Here is a 23,297-nt window from a genome sequence, read left to right as displayed (position 1 = left end):
ACCGCCGCCGATCGTCCGACGACCCGATCGAGTCTCACCTCCAGATTCGACGCACCGGCGAGATCCAGGATTCGACATGCTCCGACGTCACCAACTCGTCGTGCGCGGCGGACACTCCGATGACGTCGACGTCCCCGGTGAGATGCGACGACCAGGTCGACTCGACGGGCACTGCGGCCTCCGCCTCGATCGTCGAGTAGACCAGCACGGTCGGCACGTCGACAGACCCGGCGGTCGGTTCTGTCAACATCCGCTCACAACGAGCATGCGACTCGAAAGACGCAGCCAACTCGCCGTCGGTCAATCCGACAAGCGGCGAACCATCGAGCGCCGACCGGACCACGTCCACCTCGGACTCCGATTCCGACGCGCCGACGAGCGCCCGGACACGGCGTCGCGACTCCGCGGCGTCGATCGTCTCGGCGTCCGCTGCATCGACTGCGTACGCGTCGACCACAGTGAGCGAGACGACTCGCTCGCCTCGCGTGACGAGGGCACGTGCGACGGCGAACGCCAGGTGACCGCCGTACGACCAGCCGAGCAGGTCGTAGGGGCCGGACCGCTGCGTGGCCTGGACCGCGTCCGCGTAGATCTCGGCCAGCGCTCCGAACGACGACGGTTCCACCGAGTCGGGCACCGTGCAGACGTCGCTCACACCGACCACGCCCCACCCCTCCGGGACCTGGTCGACGAGACTCGCGTAGGCCGCGACAAAACCGAACGCCTCGTGGAAGCAGAACACGCGGCGGCCCGTCGTCGACGCTGCGAACTCGGTGACCGCGGGATGCGTCGCGGTGTGCTCGGCGTCGACGTCGCCTGCCGTGGCGAGTGCGGCGATCGCCCGCGGTGTACGAGCGGAGAACACGTCCCGCACGCGCACCGAGAAGCCGTGCTCGCCGTCGTTGAGGCGAGCGGCCGCCTTCATCGCGATCAGCGAGTTGGCCCCGGAGTCGAACACGTCGGCCGTCGCCGACACCGCGGGCACACCGATGAGGTCTGCGAACACGGAGCAGGCGAACTCCTCGGCCGGACCGTCCGGCGGGACCAGTTCGTCGGCAGCGAGCGGCACATCCGGCAGCGCGGCGACGTCGAGCTTGCCGTTGACGGTCAGCGGCAGGTCGTCGATCAGTCCGATCACGGCGGGGACCATGTAGTCCGGCAGCGTCTCGCGCAGCGCTTCGCGGACCGCAGCCGGATCGACGTCGTCGGCGTCCGGCACCGCGTAGCCGACCAGAGCGGGCACGCCCGACGGCGACGTGACGACGCGGACGGCGGCCCGGCTGACTCCGTCAACGGCTGCGATCGCGTCGGCGACCTCGGCCGGTTCGATGCGGAAGCCCCGAATCTTGACCTGGGCGTCGGATCGTCCCAGGTAGTCGAGCGAACCATCGTCCCGCCACCGGGCGACGTCACCCGTCCGGTACATGCGCTCACCGTCGCCCCACGGGCACGCGACGAAGCGTTCCGCGGTCATCCCCGGCTGGCCGAGGTAACCGCGAGCGGTGCCCGCACCCGCCAGGTACAGCTCACCGGGTGTGTTCGGCGGCACCGGCGACAGACCGGAGTCGAGGACGTACGCGCGTGTGTTGTGGATCGGCTCCCCGACCGACGACGTGACGCTGTCGGCGAGATCTGCGCCCAGCGCGTTGATGGTGTATTCGGTGGGCCCGTACAGGTTGTAACCGGACACGCCCGGCGCTTCACGAAGCGCCGTCCACACGGCGTCCGGAACCGCTTCACCGCCGAGCGACACGAACGACACCCGGGTGTCGAGCAGCCCGGCGTCGAGCAGAACCTGACCGTACGACGGGGTCACGTCGAAGCCGTCGACTCCCGCGCGGTCGTAGTAGGCGAGCAACGCGGGCGGATCCTTGCGGAGTTCCTCGTCGATGACGTCGACGCTGTGGCCGTCCAGCAGCCAGAACAACTGCTCCCACGACGCGTCGAACGAGAACGACGTGGTGTGCGCGATCCGCATCCGGCGTCCGCCCTGCTCGGCGACCACGCGGTCGAAGATCTTCGCCCGATGGTTCACAAGCATGTTCGTCAATCCGCGGTACCCGACGGCCACCCCCTTCGGGCGGCCCGTGGAGCCGGACGTGTAGATGACGTAGGCGAGGTTGTCCCCCGCCGCGCGGGGCGCCTCACCGACGGCGAGATCCGTGTCCGCGATTCGCGCCAACTCGTCGCTGATCGACGGATCGTCGAGGTCGACGACCCGCGCCCCCGCGGGGAGCCGGCCTGCCGGAAGCAGATCCGTGGTCCCGACGATCACCTCCGGATCGGCCGTGGCGATCATGTAGGCGATCCGATCGGCCGGATAGTCTGCGTCCACGGGGACGTATGCCGCGCCCGCCGCGAAGCACGCGAACATCGCCAGCACCATCCGCTCGTCACGGGGCAGCAGCAGGACCACCCGTTGCTCGGGTCCGGCGCCTCGGGAGATCAGCAGTCGAGCGAGCCGGTTCACCCGCGCCGACATCTGCGCGAATGTCAGAACCGTCGATCCGGCGACCAGCGCCGTCGCGTCGGGTGTGCGACGCGCCTGCGCCGTGAAGAGCTCGGCGATGGTGACGTCCGGAACGTCGTGGCCGGTGTCGTTCCAGCGTTGCACCACCAGCTCGTGCTCGACCGGGGTGGTGACACCGATCCGCGGGACGAGTGTTGACGTGTCCGTCGCCATCGTCGTGAGCACGTCGACGTATCGGTCGGTCAGGACTCGGGCCTCGTCCGCGTCGAGGACGTCGGACCGGTACGCGCACCGCAGCACGATCTGCTCAGCCGGATCGGCTGCGAACGACACCGGGTAGTGCGTGGCGTCGTTGACGGTGCGGGACACCACCTCGAGTCCGCCGAAGGTGTGTCCCTCCACGCTGGCAGGCACGTTCTGAATGATGAACAACGTGTCGAAGAGGCTGGGCACCCCGGCGTCGTCGGAGATCTGCGTGAGTCCGACGTGATCGGCGTCGAGGACGGTGACCCACGCGTCCTGTTGGGCCCTGACCTGTGCGGCGACCGATCTCGGACGGGACAGGTCCACACGGACCGGAACTGTGTTGAACAGCAGTCCGACCACACGTTCGGCGCCGTCGACGTCGGCGGGTCGGCCGGCGACCGTCGTTCCGAACACGACGTCTGTCCGGCCGGTGAGGCGCCCGAGGGTGATTCCCCAGGCGGTCTGCAGGAAGGTTCCGACGGTGACGCCCGCCGCGGCTGCCGCCCGGCGGACACGACCGCTGAGATCTGCGTCGAGCGTCCGGTGGTGGTCGGCTGCGCGGAGGGCGTCCGGTCGACTCGCGGTCGCGGCCGGATAGAGCACCGTCGGCTCGTCGACGCCCGACAGGTACCGACGCCACGATGCCGCCGCAGCGTCGTCGTCGTGCTCGGACAGGCGGTCGAGGCAGGCCCGCATCGACGCGGCAGGCGCCGCCGACTCACCCGCGTACAACGCGAACAGGTCGTCGAGAAGTCGTCCGATCGACCAGCCGTCCATGAGGACGTGCTCAAAGGAGAACACCACGAGCCACTCGTCGTCGGCTGCGGGCACCAACGCGAATCGGATCAGCGGGGGACGCTCGGCGTGGAAAGGCGCGAAGCGTTCGGCCGCGAGGATCGACTCGACGCCGTCGCGCACCACATCGGCGCGCGTGTACACCCGGATCGGAGCGTCGACACTCGAGACGATCACGGACACCGACCGTCCGGCGACCGTCGCGAACGCGGCGCGCAGGCTCGGATGCCGCTGCATCACCGACCCGATCGCTGCCCTCATCCGCGGCACGTCGAGTCGGCCCCGGACGGCCGCGACGGACTGCGATGCGTACAGGTCGACGTCGCCCGAGTCTGCGGCGACCTGCAGATGGAACAGCAGGCCTTCCTGGAGGGCGGTCACCGGCCACACGTCCTCGATCGGGCCGTGCCGCTCGGTCAGTGCGATGCGGTCCGCCGCGGTGAGTCGCAACAGATCGTGGTGAACCGTCTCGGTCCTGTCGACCGCCGCGGCGAGCAGGTCGACGTGCGGCCTCTGCTCCCCCGTCGATCCCCCGGTCAGTGCCCCGGCGATCGCCGCGACGTCCACGGACATCGGATAGTCGTGGACGACGCCGACCTCGACCCGGCCGGAATCGGTGATCGTGACCGTCACGACGGCTCGGTAGTCCCCGAGACCGGATGTACCGAGGCCGGCTGCGTCGGGACCGGTGACGACGGTGTCCGTGTGGTGGACACGAACGAGCAGGTCGGAGTCCGGAAGGTCGGCGAACATCCCCTGTGCGTGCACCGAGTGGTACCGCAGCAAGGTGTAGTCGCCCGCTTCGTCGACGGGCGGCAGTTCGCACACGCCGCGATACATGAGGACCGGGTACCGCCAGGTGAGGACACCCGGCACAAACGCGTCGTCCGGGGTCCGGCGTGCGGTCTCCTCGACGTCGACCAGCGGGTTCTCGCCGAGGTCGACTCCTGCCTCACGGAGTGCTTCGACAACGGCGTCGACGGCCCGGTCGGTCATTCGCCCGGACACGGCGCCGTCGGCGCCGAAGCGTTCCACACGGAGGTCCCCGCGGGCCACGACGGCCGGTTCGTCCGCGTCCACGGCCGCCTCGGCGACGTCCACCCAATGCCCGTCGAGCAGGTCGTCGGACGCTGCGCGGGTCAGTTGCCGGTCCCACCAGTCGGTTGCGGACGGCAGCGCGACGGTCAGGTCGGCGCTGTCGAGGAGCACGCCGACCAGTGCGGCGGCAGCGTCGAGTCGAACGGGGTCGGTTCCGTCGTCGAGCAGGTCGAGACGTCTGACCACTCCGCCGTCGGTGAGCACCCGGGCCCCGCCGGATGGTCTGCGGTCGTCGGCCTCGAACCCGAGGGGATCGTGGTGGACGACGATGCTCGCCAGGCGGTCGACGGCGACTTCCGGACGCGCCGCGTCCGAGCCTTCCGCGGTCAGTCCGAGTGCGGGCGACAACGCGGCGATCACGGCTGCGACCGGGTGATCGACTGCAGCGGCGACGGTTCGGTACGCGGTCCAGAGGCCCCCGGCGTCGAGTCGCCGGTCCACATCGGCGTCGGCGGCCGGATCGACGACGTCGACCGGATCCGCTTCGACAGCGGCGCGGGCGATGCCGATCAGATCGTCGAGCCCGGTGTCGGGCAGTCGCCCGATGAGCACGATCACCGATGTCGCCACACCGACGAGCACGTCGACGACCGAGTCGTCGAACAATCCGTCGGGGACGTCGACGCCGACCTCCCAGCCGCCGTCCGGGAGTTCGGCGAGGGAGGCGACGATGTCGGTGACGCTCCCGCGGCCCACGTCGGCGACCGGAGCGAGGCGACGACCCCCGAGTGTCGGCGCGAGGTCGACCGAGTCGTCGAGGTGGGCGATCATCACCTGGAAGATCGGCGACACGCCGGCGGGGCGGGGCGGGGATAGCCGGTCGACGACGTCACCGAACGGGACGTGCCGCCGGTCGAATGCGGTGAGGGTCTCGGTGCGGAGCCCGTCGGCAGCGGCCCGGAACGACGGCCGCCCGCGAAGGTCACTGCGCAGCACGACGGTGTTGACGAAGTACCCGACGGTGTCTGCGAACGCTTCGTCGTCACGCAGGGTGACCGGCGTTCCGACCGCCACGCGGTCGCCTGCGCCGAGCGCGTCGAGGGCCGCACCCACCGCGAACTGCAACACCATCAGGGGTGTGGTCCGGACCGTCGACGCGACCGCACGAACGGCTTCGACGTCGGACGAACTGATCCGGGCGCTCCGGTACACGACGGACCCGTCGCGGTCGTCCGAGCTGTACGGCAGGTCGGCGACCAGCGGGAAGTCGGCGAGTGCTGCGGCGGTCGACTCCAGGTCGGCGGCCGCGGTCGGCGCTGACCGCTCCTGCTGCCAGAGGCTGTACTCGGCGTACTGCGCGGGCCGGCCCGCCCATGCGGGCGCCTCCCCGTCGGTCCGCGCCGAGTACGCGACGTCGAGGTCGCGGTAGATCAGCGGCGTCGACGTCTCGTCTGTGACGACGTGGTGCAACGACACCGTCAGGACATCGGCGTCGCCGGTGTGGAACAGTCGGATCCGGATCGGAAGGTCTGACGCCAGGTCGGTCCGCTCGGCGCGGAGTTCGACGAGTCGATCGTCGAGGTCGGCGGCGGCGCAGGTCTCCTCGGTGACGACGGCCGTCGGGGTGATCTCGGCGAGCGGGCGCACCGTCTGCCACAGATTGTCACCGTCCCATTCGAAGACGGTTCGCAGCACGTCGTGGCGCCCGAGCATGTCGACGACGGCGGCACGCAAGGTGTCGACGTCGAGCCGGCCGTCGACGGTCCAGACTCCGTGATTCTCATACGCGGCGCCCGCGTCCATCTGGGCCAGCAGCCACAGCGACCGCTGCCCCGGAGTCGCCGGAGCACGAGTGATCTCGGTCCCGCTGACGGTCGGTCCGCCCTGGTCGGAGGCCGATGTCGCCGCGACGAGTGCGGCCAAACCGGAGACGGTCGGGTGCTCGAACACGTCGCGGACGGCGAGCCGTCGACCCGTGGCGCGGGCCAGACCGGACACGAGTCTGGTGGCGATCAGCGAGTGTCCGCCGAGTGCGAAGAAATCCGCGTCCCGCACGGAGACCGGTACGTCGAGGACGTCGGCCATCACCGCGGCCACCGCCTCTTCGACGTCCCCGACGAGTCCGGGGCCGGTGGGTGCGGGTCCGTCGGCCGCGTCGAACGGCGGGAGGGCGCGTCGGTCGATCTTGCCGCTCGCCGAGTGGGTGAACGCGTCGATCACCTGTACGGCGGACGGGACCAGATGGGCAGGGGCCGATCCGGCGCGCAGTGTCGAGAGAAGAGTGGACGCGTCGAGGCCGGCGGTGGTCACGTAGGCGACGAGCCGGGTGGACGCGCCGGTGCCGACGGTGGTCGCGACCGCGGCGTGCACACCGTCGACGGCGGTGAGGATCGCCTCGACCTCGCCCGGTTCCACCCGCATGCCGCGGATCTTGAGTTGGAAGTCGGTGCGGCCGATGAACTCGAGTGCGCCGCCTCCGGTCCAGCGGACGAGATCGCCGGTGCGGTAGAGGCGTCCACCGTCACCGAACGGGTCGGCGACGAAACGGCAGGCTGTCAGTCCCGGTGCGTCGAGGTAGCCGCGGGCGAGCGGTCGGCCGCCGATGTGCAGTTCTCCGATCACTCCGGGGGCCACCGGACGCAGGGACGTGTCGAGGACGTAGGCGCGGGCGCCCGGGATGGGGGCGCCGATGGGAACCGGACCGCCGTGGTGGCCGTGCAGATCGGCGGCGGTCATCTCGACGGCGGCCTCCGCCGGACCGTAGGTGTTCCAGAGATGGACGTCCCACCGAGAACCGATCGTCTCGATCAGGTCCGGGCGGAGCGCTTCGCCGCCTGCCGACAGTTCGAGCCCACGGTCGCCTGGTCTCGCGATCGTGACTCCGGCGTCGATCATCGCGCCGATCATCGACGGGACGAGCTCGACGAACTCGACGTCCTGCTCCACGATGAGCTCACCCAGCTCCACCGGGTCGCGTTCGGCGCCGTCGGGTGCCAGCACAACGGTCGCACCGACAGCCAGCGGCCACAGGATCTCCGGGATGTACGGGTCGAACGCGGGTGACGTCTTCTGAAGGAGTCGTCCGCCGACGGTCAGGGAGAAGGTGTCCTGGCGCCACGCGACGGTGTTGGCGATGGCGGCGTGGGACACGACGACACCCTTGGGAACACCTGTCGATCCCGAAGTGAAGGTGATATAGCAGGTGTGGTCGCCGCGCACCGGTGCTCGTCGTTCGGCATCGGTGATCGGCTCGTCGGAGTAGCCGCCGAGAGACTGATCGTCCAGACCGTCGAGGATCGCCGCGGGTCGGGCGGCGTCGATGATCGCCGACCGCCGGTCGGCGCCCTGGGCCGGGTCGACGGGCACGAAGGCGGCGCCCGCAGCGACGACGCCCATGATCGACACGACGGTGTCGATGCTCCGGTCGGCGATGACGACCACCCGGTCGTCGGCGCCGACGCCACGGTTCAGCAGGTGGCGTGCGAGGCGGTTGGCACGCCCGGCGAGGTCGCAGTAGGTCACCGTGGCCGGCGAATCGGGTCGGCTGACGGCGACTGTGGTCGGGTGCGCCTGCGCGCTCCGATCCAGTGCCCCGACGAGGGAGTCGAGGCCGACCGCGGGCCCGCCGTCGGGCCACGTCGCGGTGACGAGTGCGGCATCGGCGGCGGTGGCGGCCGGCAGGTCGCGGACCTGGACCGTCGGGTCGGTCGCCAGTGCTCGCGCGACGGTCCGCCAGGCTGCGGCGATGCGTTCGACGGTCGCCTCGTCGAAGAGGTCCACCGCGTAGTCGATCCGGACCGCGAGACGGTGCCCGTCGTCGAGCACCGTGGTCGACAGGTCGAACTGCACGAGGTCGGCGGGGTGGTCGACGGCCTCGACCCGGTGACCGGCGAAACGTGGGGAGTCGCCGGGCGCCCGGTAGGCGACCAAGTTCTGGAACAGCGGATGGCGCGTCAACGACCGAGTCGGTGCGAGTTCGTCGACGATCCGCTCGAACGGCGTCTGCTGGTCGTCGATGGCGTCGAGGTCGATGTCGCGCACCGTGGTGACCAGGTCGCCGAGCGTCGCCGACGGACTGATCCGTGTACGCAGGACAAGGGTGTTGACGAAGAGTCCGACCAGGTCGGCGACGGCGTGGTCGGTGCGGCCCGCGACGGGGGTGCCGAGCACGATGTCGTCGCCTGCGCCGAGTTGTGCGAGCGCGACGGCGGTCGCGACGTGCGACAGGACGAACATCGACGCGCCGGTCCGGCGTCCGAGCGCACGCAGCCCCGCGGTCTGGGCCGCGTCGACGGTGAAGGCGACGGTCGCACCGCGCTGGTCGGACACGTCGGGCCGGTGCCGATCACGTGGGGTCGGGATCTCGTCGGGAATGCCTGCGAGGCGTTCGGTCCACCGGGCCAGTGCGTCGTCGGGGATCGGTGCGGCCGCGTAGTCGATGTATTGGACGGGAAGCGGACGCCAGGTGGGGACGCGCTGCGCGAGTCGTGCCTCGTAGGCCGTCGAAAGGTCGCGGACCAGGATCGGCGCCGACCACTCGTCTGCGGCGATGTGGTGGACGGCGGCCACCAGCACACTGTGCCCGTCTGCACCGCGGATCAGGGTGAGACGGATCGGCTGTTCGGCGGCGATGTCGAAGGCGTGTGCACCTGCCGCGGCGACCGCCGCCCCGGCCGCGTCGCCCGCCGACGCGAGGTCGACCACGTTCGGGTCGGCCACCTCGACGTCGATGACGGCGACCGCGGTGTCGGCGTCGTCGACCGTCAGGACGTGCTGCCACGATCCGTCGTCGTCGGCGCGGTACACGGTTCGGAGCACTTCGTGTCGCTCGATCACGTCCGCGAACGCCGCGGTCAACGCCGCGTGGTCGAGGGTCGCCGGAATCGCGAGCGCAAACCGGATGGTGTGGACCGCGCTGGGCCCGTCGAGCCGGTGCAGGAACCACATGCGTTCCTGCGCGGCGGACAGCCGCGGCCGCTCGGGCCGGTCCGTCGACGCCACGACGGCGTCGGGTCGGGGAGATTCCGCACGGCGGGATTCGGCGCGGAGCCGGTCGATGCGGTCGGCGAGCTCACCGAGGACCGGGTGGTCGAACGCTTCGCGGATCCCGACGGTCACGCCGAGTTCCTTGGTCAGTCGCGCCGTCAGCCGCGCCGCGGACAGCGAGTGGCCGCCCAGCGACAGCAGATCGTCGTCCATGCCAGGGTCTGCGGTGTCGAGGACGTCCGCGACGGCGGCGGCGACTGCCCGTTCGGTCTCAGTGGCGGGCGGTCGGTGCAGATCGGGTCGCGGCGCGGGAACGTCCAGAGCGGCGAGCGCGCGGCGATCGACTTTGCCGTTCGGCGACAACGGGATGGCGGGGACGGGCGCCAGGACCGTCGGGACCAGGTGGGTGGGCAGTGATGCGCCGAGACGTCGGCGCACGTCGCCGAGGTCGACGTCGCCGACGACAAAACCGGCGAGGACGTCGCCGCCTGCGGTGGACAACACGGTGACTGCCGCGCCGTCGACGCCGGGCAGCGCGGAGAGCGCGGCTTCCACCTCACCCGGTTCGACTCGGAATCCTCGGATCGAGAGTTGGGCGTCGGCGCGGCCGTCGAAGACGAGGGCGCCTGTCGGGTCGCGGTGCACGAGGTCGCCGGTCCGGTAGAGCCTGGTCCCGTCCCCGGTCGGGTCGGCCACGAACCGGACGGCGGTGACGTCGGGAGCGCCGGGGTATCCGCGGGCCAGCTGCGGCCCTGCGACGTACAGGTCGCCGGTCACCCCGTCGGCGACGGGCCGAAGCCACTGGTCGAGGATCACCACGGTGGTGCCGGGCACCTCGTGACCGATGGGGACGCTGCTGCCGGAGCCGATGGTGTCGGCGTCGACGCTGTGCACCGTCACATCGCCGACCACTTCGGATGAACCGTACGAGTTCACCAGGCGGGCAGCCGGGTCGACGGCGAGCAGCCGGGCCGCGACGTCCGTTCGGAGCGCTTCGCCGCTGGACACCCACAGCGGGGGTCGGGCGGCGACGGGGAGATCGTCGACGAGCACGTCGAGGAGTGCGGGGACCGCACCGAATCGGTCGACGGGATGCGTGGCGAGGAGGTCGGCGAGCACCGTCGGGTCCCGTCGAGCGGCGTCGTCGGCGACGACCACCGGCGATGCGGTCGCGACGGCCAGCAAGATCTCGGTGAGTCCGTCGACGAAGCTCGGTGAGCTCTTCGCGAGCCGCGCGCGGTCGGCCCCCGCTACGTCGAGGTCCCAGCTCAGGCGGGTTGCGAGTCCACGCTGAGTGGACAGGACGGGCTTCGGGCGACCGGTGGAGCCGGAGGTGAACAGCAGGTACGCGCCGTGGTCGGGACGCGGTCGCGGCAACTCGATCTCGTCGTCGACATCATCGATCGGGTCGTCGACGTTGACGACGGGTAGTCCCGCGACGAGGTCTGCGGTGGCCGACGACACGACGGCGACGGCGGGCCCGCCGTCGCCCAGCATCGCGGTGATGCGATCGGCCGGATAGTCGGGATCAACAGGCATGGCGACGGCGCCCGAACGGACGACGGCCAGGAGCGCGGTCACCAGGTCCGTGCGCCGGTCGAGGACCACGGCGACCGGTACGTCCGGTCCTGCTCCCGCCCGCACGAGGCGGCGAGCGAGTCGTTCGACGCGCGCCCAGAACGCACCGCGGGTGACGCGGCCGTCGGGCCCGTCGACAGCGACGGAATCAGGATCGACGGCGGCTGCCGTCCGGGCAGCGGCGAAGACGTCGTCGACGAGGTCCGGTCCGTCGATCGGTGCAGGCGGCGCGATGTCTGCGGGCACTCCCGCGATGCGTGCGAGAATCGGGTCGTCGCCGGATGCAATCGTCTCGAGCACACGCGCGAGGACTGCGGGAGCGTGCGCGGCAACGGGGCCTGCGGTCGCGTCGAGTTCGATCGCGACGTCCAACTCGCCGGTCGGCTCCGGGGTCACGGTGAGGACCACCGGGTAGTCGGTCTCGTTCCGACCCGGTGTGATCGACAGGGTGAGGCCTGCCTGTCGGCCGAGGTCGGTGAGTGCGGCCTCGTCGAGCGGGTAGTTCTCGAACACCACCAGACTGTCGAAGAGCTCACCGAGGCCCGCTCGTGCCTGTACGTCGTGGAGTGCGACGTGGTGTGAGGTGAGGAGCGCGGACTGCTCGGCGGCCATCGCTCGGAGCAGTTCGCTCACGGTCGCGGCCGGATCGAGCCGCACTCGCACGGGAACAGTGTTGATGAACAGTCCGACTGTCGACTCGACGTCGGGCAGGTCGGCCGGACGCCCGGACACGACGGCCCCGAACACCACGTCATCGTTCCCGGTGAGCGCAGAGACGACCAGGGCCCACGCCGCCTGGATCACGGTGTTGACGGTGACGCCCGTCGACCGGGCGAGTGCGGTGAGCCGCCCGTGGGCGGCGACGTCGAGGGTGGTCCGGACGGTGACCGGGTCGCCGTGACGGCGGGTCCCCCCGGATAGGCGGGTCGGCGAGGCGAGGCCGCCGAGGTGGGCAGACCACCGGTCGGCCGCGGCCGTGTCCGCGCCGGCCAGCCACCCGAGGTACGAGCGGTAGCTCGGTGCCTCCGGCAGGTCCATGCCCGCGTACAGCCGGAACAGGTCGGCGACGACGATCGGGGTCGACCACCCGTCCCAGATCAAGTGGTGGTTGGTGATGAGGAGGCGGTGTCTGCCTCCCCCGAGGTCCGCGACGGTGAAGCGGACGAGTGGCGGGCGGGCGACGGTGAATCCCCGGCGGTGGTCGGCGTCGACGATCGCCGTCCACGCGGACTCGGCGTCGGCGGCGTCCCGCAGGTCGACGACGTCGACCTGCGGCGTCACCCGGTCGACGATCATCACCACGGGCTCCCCCGACGCCCGCTGCCGGAACGCGCCGCGGAGTCCGGGGTGCCGATCGACGAGTGCCGCCGCCGCCGTCCGGAAGCGGTCCACGTCGAACGTGCCGTTGATGTCGACGGCCAGCTGGACGACGTACGGGTCCACGCCGTCGGTGCTGCGCGCCACGTAGAACAGCCCCTGCTGCAGCGGGGACAGCGGCCACAGGTCGACGACTTTGGGCTGTGCGGTTGCGGGGGTGGCGCGGGTTGTCACAGGTCCTCCAGATCGAAGTCGGCGAGGTCGTCGAGTTCGGCTTGCGAGATGGATACGAGGGTGTCCGACGGGGTGAGGCCACCGGAGGTGTCGGACGTCAGGTGCTCGATGAGTTCGTCGACGGCCCGCCGCCACGCGTGGACGAGAGCGTCGACCGCCACGGTCGACACGCTCGCCGCGACACGCCAGGAGGCGGCGAGGCACGGTCCGTCCGGTCCGTCGACGAGTTCGACGTCGAGGTGCACGAGGTGACTGAGCACCAGGTCGTGGGCCATCGTCTCGGCCTTCTCGACCGCGGAGCCGGACGAGTCCGCGATCCGCCACTCCCCCGTGTCGGCCGGGGCCGTGCCGTCCGCGCCGAGGTAGTTGAGCAGGACGGCGGACGGCGCCGTTCCCGGCAGTCCCGCACCGTTGTGCGGGACCGCGAGACGGGCCTCTTTCGCTGCAGGCAGCAGCCCGGCCGGTGTCGCGGTCTCCTGGTCGAGGCGCAGCGGAACGACGGTGGTGAACCATCCGACGGTCCTGGACAGATCCCACGGCCCGTGTGCTCGACCATGGTCCTCCACGTCGACGGTGTCGTCCTGCCCGCAGGCACGCAGTGCCGAGACGGTCACGGCGGCCAGCGCGTCCTGGGTGGTCGCCCGGTAGGTCTCGATCGGCCGGGTCAGCAGCACGTCCGTGGCTTCGACGTCGACCGTCACAGTCCGCGTGTGTGCGGTCCCAACGGTGTCCGAGAGGTTCGACGGACCGTCGTCGGTCGATGCGGGCTGTGCGAGCGCCGGCCGGTGAACAGTCATCCATTCGCGGTACGACGTGGCGGCCGGTTCGACTCGCCCGCCGGACCACAACGCCTGCAGGTCGTCGACGACGACTCGCCACGAGTAGGCGTCGACCACCAGGTGATGTGCGACCAGCAGCAGTTCTCCCGAGTCGCCGGACGGTCGCCACCACGCGGCGAGCATCACTCCTGCAGCTGGGTCGATCTGGTCGAACACCCAGGTCAGGGCGGTTTCGAGGTCGGTGTCGGCGTCCAGGAGCGGAACGGCGTCCGGACGTTCGGGCACGTCGAGTGCGCCGTCGACTTCGAGTCGCGCGCCGAGTACCTCGTGCGTCGAGACCAGTGCGCCCAGTGCCGCCTTGACGTCGTCGACAGTGCACCGCGGCGGTGCCGTCAGCAGTCGCAGTTGGACGAACCGCTCCATCCCGCGGCGGCCGACGGCGGACGCGGCGATCGGCGATGCCGGGACGTGCCCGTGCCGGTCGACGGTTCCGGTGGTGATCTGCGAACCGCTGATGCGGGCGCGTGCGGCGAGGCCTGCGACGGTGCGGGTCTCGAAGACGTCGCGCGGATCGAACTCGAGGCCGGCCCGGCGGGCGCGGGCCACGAGTTGGATGGACACGATGCTGTCGCCGCCGAGGTGGAAGAAGTCGTCGTCCACCGACACGGGTTCGTCGAGCCGGAGAACGTCGCCGATCACTTCGACGAGGAGTTGTTCCACCGGGGTGCGTGGGGCGCGCCCGTCTGCGACTGCGGTCCGCGCCGGGTCGGGAAGCGACCGTCTGTCGATTTTGCCGTTCGGCGTCACCGGCAGCGCGTCGAGGAGCACCAGGTGCGCCGGTACCAGATGTGCGGGCAGACGCTGCTGGGCCTGCTCACGGACCTGTTCGACCGTGGTCGTGCCGGTGATGTACCCGATGAGTTGCAGTCCGTGTCCCACGTCTCGGGCGACGACCACGGTCGCCGCCACGCCGTCGAGGGCGGCCAGCGCGGCTTCGACGTCGCCCGGTTCGATCCGCTGTCCGCGGATCTTGACCTGGAAGTCGCTGCGCCCGACGTAGTGCAGCGCCCCGGTGTGGTCGTGGTGGACGAGGTCGCCGGTCCGGTACAGCCGGCGGCCTGTGCCGGTCGGGTCGGCGACGAACCGGCCTGCGGTGAGTCCGGGCCGACCCACGTAACCGCGGGCCACCTGGACGCCGCCGAGGTACAGCTCCCCCACCACCCCGGTCGGGACCGGGCGCAGCCACTGGTCGAGGACGTGCAGGCTGGTGCAGGCGACGGGATCGCCGATCGGGACGGGCCCGGCGTCGTCGAGGACCCGACACGCCGTCACGTCCACGGCGGCCTCGGTCGGCCCGTACAGGTTGTGGACCTGCGCGCCGAGGGCGATGGCGGCGGACGCGGTGGGACGACCGAGCGCCTCACCGCTGCAGAGGACCCGCATCCCGCTCAGCACGGACGCCGTGGGGTCGAGCACGAAGGCGGCGAGCATCGTCGGGACGAAGTGTGCGGTGGTGACACCGTGGCGGGCGAACGCTGAGGCGAGGTACGCGGTGTCCTTGTGCGTCTCCGGAGCGATCACCAGCGTGGCGGCCCCGGCGAGCGCGGGCCAGAACAGTTCCCACACGGACACGTCGAAAGTCGACGGTGTCTTCTGGACGACGACGTCGTCGGTGGTCAGGCCGTATGTCTCCTGTGCCCAGACCAACCTGTTCGCGGCCGCGGCGTGCGACACGACGACGCCCTTGGGACGACCGGTGGAGCCGGAGGTGAACAGCACGTACATCGGGTGGTCCGCCCGCAGCGGACCGGTGCGTTCGGTGTCGGAGATCGGCGTCGTGCGGTGCGCGCGAACGACGTCGACGGTCGACGGCTCGTCGAGGACCACGAGGTCCCCGTCGCGACCGGTGAGAACTCCCGCGGAGCCCGACGTGGTGACGATCACCGATGCGGACGCATCGTCGAGCATCGCGTCGATGCGTTCACGCGGGAGATCGGGGTCGATCGGCAGGTACGCGCCGCCTGCGCACACCACCGCCCACACCGAGACCAGGAGGTCGACGCTCCGCGGCAGGACGACGGCGACCACACTCTCCGGGCCCACGCCGCGACCGATGAGTTCGCGTGCCAGACGGCGGATCGAGTCGGTGTGCTCGGCGAAGGTGATGTCGGGAGAGCCGTCGACGATCACTGCGCGTCGGTCGCGGCAGTGGTCGACGGACGCGTCGAACAGGTCGACGACGGTCCGTGTGCCGATCGGCGAGCGCAGTGGTCCGCCTGCGGCGAGCGGCTCGGCGACGGCCGCGGGAATCGCGGCCACCGGCACGTCGGGCCCGGTGGCGAGCGCGACGACGGCCGACAGGAGTCCGTCCATGAGGGCTCGGGCCACGTCGGCGGGCACCCCGTCGTGGTGTTTGAGGACGATGCGGGTGGCGGGTCCCGGGATCACGATCACCGTCACGGGGTAGCCCGTGGAGTCGCGGATCCCGGTCACCTCGACCCCGCCGGACAGGGCGTCGTCGGAGTAGTTCTCGAAGACGAGAAGGGTGTCGAACAAGCTGTCCGCGCCGACGACCCGATGGATCTCGGCAAGGGCCACGTGGTGGATGTCGGCGAGCGCGGCTTGTTCCCGCTGCACGCGGTGGCACGCCTGGTGCGCCGTCTCCCGCGGGTCGAGGGTGATGCGCACCGGCACCGTGTTGATGAGGAGACCGATGATCGACTCGACGCCGGGCACGTCGACGTCACGTCCGGACACCGACGTGCCGAACACGATGTCGCCGTGGCCGACTCGGGCGGCGAGCACTGCGGCCCACGCGGTCTGGAAGAGGGTGTTCGTCGTCAGTCCCGCCGATCGGGCCGCTGCGCTCACCGCGGCCGACTGGTCGACGTCCAGTTCGGCGTGCAGGTCGTGCGAGCCTGCTCCGGGTCCGGCGTCGACGATCCGGGTCGGGGTCGCGATTCCAGCGAGGGCTGTGCGCCACCGGTCGAGTGCCGGAGCGTCCGCGGCCCGGTCGCCGACAGCCCGGAGGTAGTCGACGATGCCTGCCGCGGGCCCGATCTCGTGGTCCGCGTAGCCGTCGAACAGTTCCCGGAGGAGAAGGGGCGACGACCAGCCGTCGAGGATCAGGTGGTGGTGTGTCAGGACGACCCTCGAGCCGTCGCCGAGGCCGTCGACGACAGTCAGGCGCAGGAGCGGGATGCTGCCGTCGTCGTCACCGTTGAGCGGCCACTCGCGGGATCGGTCGAGGTCGAGGAAGTGTTCCCAGTCCGCGGTGTCGGTGATCGTCAGGTGGTCGACGGGGACGTCGACTCGAGTCGGGATCACCGACACCGGAAGCCCCGCCGAGGTGGTCCGCATGGTCGCCCCGAGATGCGGGTGGCGGATCATCAGACGATCGGCCGACTCTTTGAGGCGGATCGGGTCGATCGTCTCCGGTGATTGGAGCAGCATCTGGACGACGTACCGGTCGGCGTCCTCGGAGGCGTAGGTCGCCTCGAAGAGCAGGCCCTGCGCCAACGGCGTCGCCGGCAGCACATCGACGACGCTCATGTGCCGTTCGAAGTCGGCGAGGTCGTCGGCGGTGACGTCGGCGAGCACGTCGGACGGGGTGAGACCGCCAATCAGGCCGTCGCGCTCGGCGCACGCGATGTCGTCGAGGGCGGTCCGCCAGGCTGCGGCGAGGCGGTGGACGGCCTGCAGGTCCACGGCGTCGGGAGCGCAGCGCCACTGTGCGGTCAGCGCGCCGTCCGGGGTCGACGCCACGTTGATCTGCAGGTGATGGGTCAGCGGCATGTCGGGATCGGAGCTCACCCCGAGGGCGCCGACACCGTCGCGTCCGGGTGCGGGCAGCACCGTCCAGGGCCCCTCGGATTCGGTGTCGTCACCGAAGCGTCCGAGGTAGTTGAAGAGGATCTGGCGGGCGGGGGCGTCGGAGAGGTCGGCGTCGGGTCGGTGGGCGTACAGCGCGCCGTAGCCGATTCCGCGGTCGGGCACCGCCCTGATCTGTTCCTTGACGTCCTTGAGGAGTCGGTCGACGTCGACGTGCGGTCGGGTGTGCAGACGGACCGGTGCGACGGTGGTGAACCACCCGACGGTGCGTGACAGGTCGAGGTCCTCCGGAAGGTGTCCGGTCTCGCGACCGTGGCCTTCGAGATCGATCACGAGGGTGTCGCCGTCCATAGCCCGCAGCAGTGCGGCGGCGAGGACGTCGGCGACGGTTCCCGAGATCGCCGCTGCCGCGGCGCTGATCGCGACTCCGGTCGCCGCGCTGATCTCGACGGTGAGATCGGTGGCGGCGCCCACGGTGTCCCGGTCGGCGTCGAGTGCCGACCCGGAGAGCCGCGCGTCCCACTCGGCGAGCGTCTGCCGCCAGAACGGAACCTGGTCTGCCAGCGTCCCGTCGGTCGCGGACTGCCGCAGGCTCTCGCCCCATGCGCGGAACGGTGTCGGCGCCGGTTCGACGACGGGGTGCACCCCGGAGGTCACCTGTTCGCATGCTGCGCGCAGGTCGTCGAGGATCACCGACCAGGACACGGCGTCGACGGCGAGGTGATGCACGGCGATGACGGCACACGGACCGTGTGCGGGCGATACGACGTGCACGAACCTCGCGAGCACACCCGCGGCCGGGTCGAGGGCGCGGTATGCGCGCTCGCCGATGTCTGCGGGGTCGCCGGAGTCGTCGCCGAGCCACCGGTGCAGAGCATTCTCGTCGACGGCGGAGATCGTCAGGTCGCCGTCGGCGCGCATGCGCAGCACGTCGTGGGCGCGGATGACGGCGGATGCGGCCGCGTGGAGGGCTGCCGCGTCCACGTGCGGCGGCAGGACGACCATCATCGCCTGTCCGTGTCCGCGGGTCCACGGACCGTCGTGGTCGAGCACTTCGGCCATGATCGGCGTGGGGACGACGGCGCCCGTCGGGTCGATCGTCGGTGCGGCGCTGTCGTCGACGGGCCGGGCCAGCGCGGCGATGCCCCTGACGGTGGCGCCTGCGAACACGTGACCGGTGGTGATGGCGAGGCCTGCGCGACGGCATCGGGACACCAGGCGCAGGGCGGCGATGCTGTCGCCGCCGAGGCTGAAGAAGTCCTCGGACGGATCGGTGACGGCCGTACCGAGCAGTTCTTCCACCGTCTCGGCGACGATGCGCTCGACAGCGGTCCACGCGGAGCTGTCGACGACGATCGTCTCGGTGCCGAGGTGGGCGGTCTCGATCGCGGCGAGCGCTCTGCGGTCGAGCTTTCCGCTCGAGGTGACCGGGAGGGCGTCGAGCACGGTGACCGTGGCCGGATGAAGGTGCGGCGGCGCGGACTCCGCGACGGACGCCTTGATCCGACTCGGCTGCAGTGCCGCTCCGCGGCGAGGGGCGACGAACGCGGCGAGGACGTGCTCGTCGCCGCGGCGGCGGGTGATGACGGCTGCGGCCGCGACGTCGTCGAGCCCGGCGATGAGGGACTCGAGTTCGCCGGGCTCTACTCGGTGCCCGCGGATCTTGATCTGGGAGTCGTTGCGGGCGACGAATGTGAGCCGGTCGTCGTCGCCGCGACGGACGATGTCGCCGGTCCGGTACAGGCGTTCGCCGGGTGCGCCGAACGGGTCGGCGACGAAGCGGCCGGCCGTGAGGTCGCCGCGTCCGAGGTAGCCGCGGGCGAGTTGGACGCCCCCGATGTAGAGCTCCCCGGTCTGCCCGGGTTCGACCTGGCGCAGCCACCCGTCGAGCACGTGCGCGGTGGTGTTCGGGATCGGTCGGCCGATGGGCACCGACCCCGCGGCGGCGGAACCGGGTGCACGTTCTCCGGTCACGGTGTGCGCCGTGACCTCTACTGCGGCTTCCGCAGGCCCGTAGGTGTTGACGACGGTGCAGTCCCAGGCGGCGCTCAGCCGCTGGGCGAGCCCGGTGTCGAGCGCTTCACCGCCTGCCGACACGGTGCGGATGGTTCCCGGTCGCGGGCCGCGACCGGTCTCGAGCAGCGCGGCGATCACCGACGGCACGAGTTCGACGAACTCGACGGGCGTCGCGGCGAGGACGTCGGCGAATGCGTCGAGGTCCCGATCGGCGCCGGGTGGCGTCATGACGACGGCGCCCCCGACCACGAGCGGCCACAGGATCTCGGGGACGAACGGGTCGAAGCCGGGCGAGGTCTTCTGCAGGAGCCGCTCCCCCGGCGCCAGTCCGAACTCTGCCTGTCGCCACCAGATCAGGTTGCCGATGGCCCGGTGGGAGACGACGACACCTTTCGGGCGACCGGTCGATCCGGACGTGAACACCAGGTAGGCGGCGTTGTCGAGGTCGACTCTGTGTGAATGAGGTGTTGGTGGTGTACCGACGGTCGCCAGGTCGGCCATGTCCACCGCGAGACCGCCGACGGCGTCGTGGACCGCTGCGGGGGTGGCGGTGTCGACGATCACCAGGGAGGGCTCGGCGTCGGTCACAATGAGCGCGATGCGGTCGGCCGGGTAGTCCGGGTCGATCGGAGCGACCACGCCACCGGCGAGGAGGACGCCGACGACGGCCTCGACCAGGGCGCGGCTGCGCGGCACGGCGACCGCGACGACGGTCTCCGGGCACACTCCACGGTCGACGAGGGCGGATGCGACACCGCGTGCCGACTCCAGGATCTCGGCGTACGTCGACTCACGGCCGTCAGCGACGACGGCGACGGCGGCGGGTGTGCGTCGGGCGGCGTCGACGATCTGTGTCGCGATGTCGAGGGCGGGCGCGAGGTCCGGATCGACGTCGCTCCGCAGCGCTGTCGACGCTCGGTCGACGACTCGGGCGAGTGGAGTGTTCGGTGCGGAGATGAACGCGCGGACACCGTCGGCGAGGTCCGATGCGACGGTGTCGAGGCGCGCGGTGTCGTACCGGTCCGCGTCGGCGTCGAGCAGCAGCACGAGGTGCTCGCCTGTTCTCTCCACGGTCACCGACAGATCGTCGACCGGTCCCCGCGCATACGACACGATGTGGCCGGTGACCCCGCCGAACCGGAATCGGTCGCCGCCGGGTTTGACGTTGATCCAGAGTCCCGAGGTCATCGACTCTCCGCGGGTCCGCTGGTGCGGACGCACGTCGGCGACCCGAGCGGCGACGGTGCGAGTCGCCTCGACCGGTGTCGCCCACGGTCCGATGCGCAACGGAAGCGGCAGCACGTTGACGGTGGTCGTGGGAACGGTCAGGGCGGCGCTGCGCATGCGGTCGGCCACGGGCAGGCCGATCGTGACGTCGGAGCACGCCATCACCGACGAGGCGTGTGCGGCGACCGCGGCCACCACGGCCTCGATCCATGTCGATCCGGCCTCGGCGCCGAGCGCGTCGAGGTCGACCGCGTCGATCCGGACGACTGCCGTGCGGATGGAGGAGGCGATTCCGGGCACATGTCGAGGGCCGCTGATGCTGGCGGCCGACTCGTGGTCGGAGTCGACGAGGACGTCGTCCCAGAAGGCCTCGTCGGCTCGGGCGTCCTCGGACTCGAGGTAGGTGCGCTCTTCGTCGACGAGTGTGGCGACGGACCCGTATCGTCCGCGCTCGGTGTCCGAGCCGTGGGCGTGGATCTGGGCGGCGCGCCGGGCGATGAGCCCGAGACCGTGGGCGTCGACGACGATGTGGTGAGCGCGCACGGCCACGGTGATCCCCGACTCGCCGCCGTCGAGCACGATCGCCTCGACACACGGATCAACGGCGGGATCGATGGGACGAGGCCACCAGTGCGCGACGAATGCGGACGCGTCGGCGCCCGCGAGGTCGTGCACCGGGACCGTCGACACGTCGTGCGCGCGCAGGTGCGCCACGACCTCGTCGTCGACGACGTCGAAGCGAGCCGACAGCATCTCCGCCTCGGCGAGCGCTTGTGAGAAGGCCGCGGCCACGGCGCGCGCGCCGCCGTCGGGCACCTCGGGAAGCACCCAGGCGTCCGCGACGACGTGGCTGACGCTCGACGGTTCGACGAGCGTGGAACTGAACCAGATTCCGCGCTGCGCCCCCGTGGCGGCCAGAGTCCCGGTGGCAGCGAGAGTCTCCGTCATGCGAGCGTGTACACCGTCTCGCCGCAGTAGATGTGTTGGGCGGACGTCACCCGCAGCCCGGCGTCGGCGAACAGGGCCCGGTGCTCGGCGTCCGTCCGGAAGCCGGAGCCGTAGACGGCGAGATTGGTCAGGTCGGCCATCGTGTCGTGGTCGCTGATCTGGCTCTCCTGCATCGGCTCTTCGACGACGATGAGGCGGGCTCGACTCGACGAGAGGCGGCGGAGGAGGTGGACGGCGTCGGCGTCGGGGTTCTTGTCGAGCATCGACACCAGCAGCACGCCATCGGCCTCGGGCAGTTCCTCGAACACCGACTGGGCGCAGAAGCTGATCCGTTCGAACAGCGGGTCGGAGGCGATCGCCTCGGCGAGATCGGCGCGGATGTGCTCGATCTGGGCCGGCATGCCGAGGATCGTGACCCGCAGGTCGCCGAACGTCTCGGCCAGTTTGGTGGCGTAAGTGGCGGCGCCGTCGGCATGGACCACGACGTGCGTCAGCCCGTCGAACACGTCGGTGGTCACCAGGGTGGGCGCGATGTAGTTCGCGAAGTCGTCGGCGTCGGCGAAGTATCGTGCGCCGGACGGGTGCGACCCGAGGAGGCTGCGGTAACCGATCCCGAACATGTCGCCGTACACGGACTCACCCGTGCGGACGGCGTCGGCGAGGCCGAACAGTGCACGTTCGGCGAGCGCCTCCGGGCTGTGCAGGTGGAGGTCCTTCGCGTAGTAGTCGTCGGTCAACTGTTCGCCGAGGTTCGTCAGCCGGTAGTCGTCGCCTTCCTGCTCGACGAGGTCCGCGGTGATCAGGTAGCGGAGGAACTTGCTGAGCGCTGCGGGGTCGCATTCGGTGGCGGCGGCGAGGTCGGCGAGCCTGCTCACCCCGCGCGAGAGCTGCTCGGGGACGTCCAGGGTGACGGCCACGCGCAGCGCGATCGGAGGAAGCAGTTCGCACATCTCGTGGAACTTGTCTTCGGCCCAGTCCTCTGTCGCGTCGGGCAGAGCGGGATCGTCGGCGAGGGTCGCCACGGTCTCCCGACGCCAGTAGCCCGCGACCTCCAGGTGGTTCTTCGGCAGACCGCGGACTTCGACGAGGTGGCGTCGAATCGCTTTGAGACTCAACGTCTCCCCCGCGACCCATGCGTACACCGAGCCGTCGGGCCAGTCGAGTCCGGCGACGGCGTCGAGCATCAGGTCGGTGGTGCCGCCCGGCGCGTCTCCGCGTACCAGCCACCGGACGTCGACGTCGGGGCCGGCGACCAGATCCTGTTTGTCGGCGCCCGCGGCGACCTCGATGATCACGGTGGCGGCCTGTCCGGCGGGGTGGTCTTCGATCCACCGACCGATGGCCGGGAGCGCCGTCTCGTCGCCGACGATCAGCATGTGGTCGATGTTCTCGGGGTGCGCGTCGGTGACGTGCGGTCCGACGATGTGGGCCCGGTCCCCGACCGAGCAGCGGGCCGACCAGGTCGACGCGATGCCGGTGCCGTGGCGGACGAAGTCGACGACCAGGCGCGCGGAGTCGGCGTCCCAGTACCGGACCGTGTACGCCCGGACCATCGGCCGACGGTCCTGCGGGTGGATCAGTTCACCGTCTCCCTGTACCGGGAGCGCTGCCTCGCTCTCACCGGGCGACGGGAAGACGAACCGGACCGCGTCGTCGAACTCGTCGCTGCGGAACGCGGGCACCTCGATGCCGTCAACGGTGACGTATCCGCGAAGCTGTTCACCGCCGAAGACGATCCGCCGCATGCCCGGCGTCACGTCGTAGGCGTCGATCACCTCGATCTCGCGGATCGCGGGACTGTAGAACGTCTTCTGACGGACGGTGCGGGGCAT

Annotated in this window: 3 protein-coding genes; all 3 read right to left on the bottom strand. The window is 70.8% G+C overall.

The features are described 5' to 3' along the window. Positions 1 to 34 precede the first annotated feature (34 nt). From WFK36_RS07410 to WFK36_RS07400, 3 genes are read right to left on the bottom strand one after another with little or no spacing between them, the layout of a single operon-like run. Positions 35 to 12,664 (bottom strand): amino acid adenylation domain-containing protein, encoded by a 12,630-nt coding sequence (locus WFK36_RS07410; RefSeq protein ID WP_336791128.1) that lies wholly within the window; start codon positions 12,662 to 12,664, stop codon positions 35 to 37. After that, a complete protein-coding gene (locus WFK36_RS07405) occupies positions 12,661 to 21,465 on the bottom strand; it encodes an amino acid adenylation domain-containing protein (protein WP_336791126.1) in 8,805 nt (2,934 codons plus the stop codon). The genes WFK36_RS07410 and WFK36_RS07405 overlap by 4 nt, the downstream gene beginning before the upstream one ends. Then, positions 21,462 to 23,297, bottom strand: coding sequence for a siderophore-interacting protein (locus WFK36_RS07400; RefSeq protein WP_336791124.1), 1,836 nt, complete (start codon positions 23,295 to 23,297; stop codon positions 21,462 to 21,464). Before WFK36_RS07400 ends, WFK36_RS07405 begins: the two co-directional genes overlap by 4 nt.

The organism is Gordonia malaquae (genome assembly GCF_037148075.1).
In the GTDB taxonomy this organism is placed as follows: Bacteria; Actinomycetota; Actinomycetes; order Mycobacteriales; family Mycobacteriaceae; genus Gordonia; species Gordonia malaquae.
This window is presented reverse-complemented; position numbering and strand designations above follow the sequence as displayed.

Excerpts from the sequence above, each read along its gene's own strand:
- WFK36_RS07405 (WP_336791126.1), bottom strand. The coding sequence starts at position 21,465 with ATGACGGAGACTCTCGCTGCCACCGGGACTCTGGCCGCCACGGGGGCG.
- WFK36_RS07400 (WP_336791124.1), bottom strand. The coding sequence starts at position 23,297 with ATGCCCCGCACCGTCCGTCAGAAGACGTTCTACAGTCCCGCGATCCGC.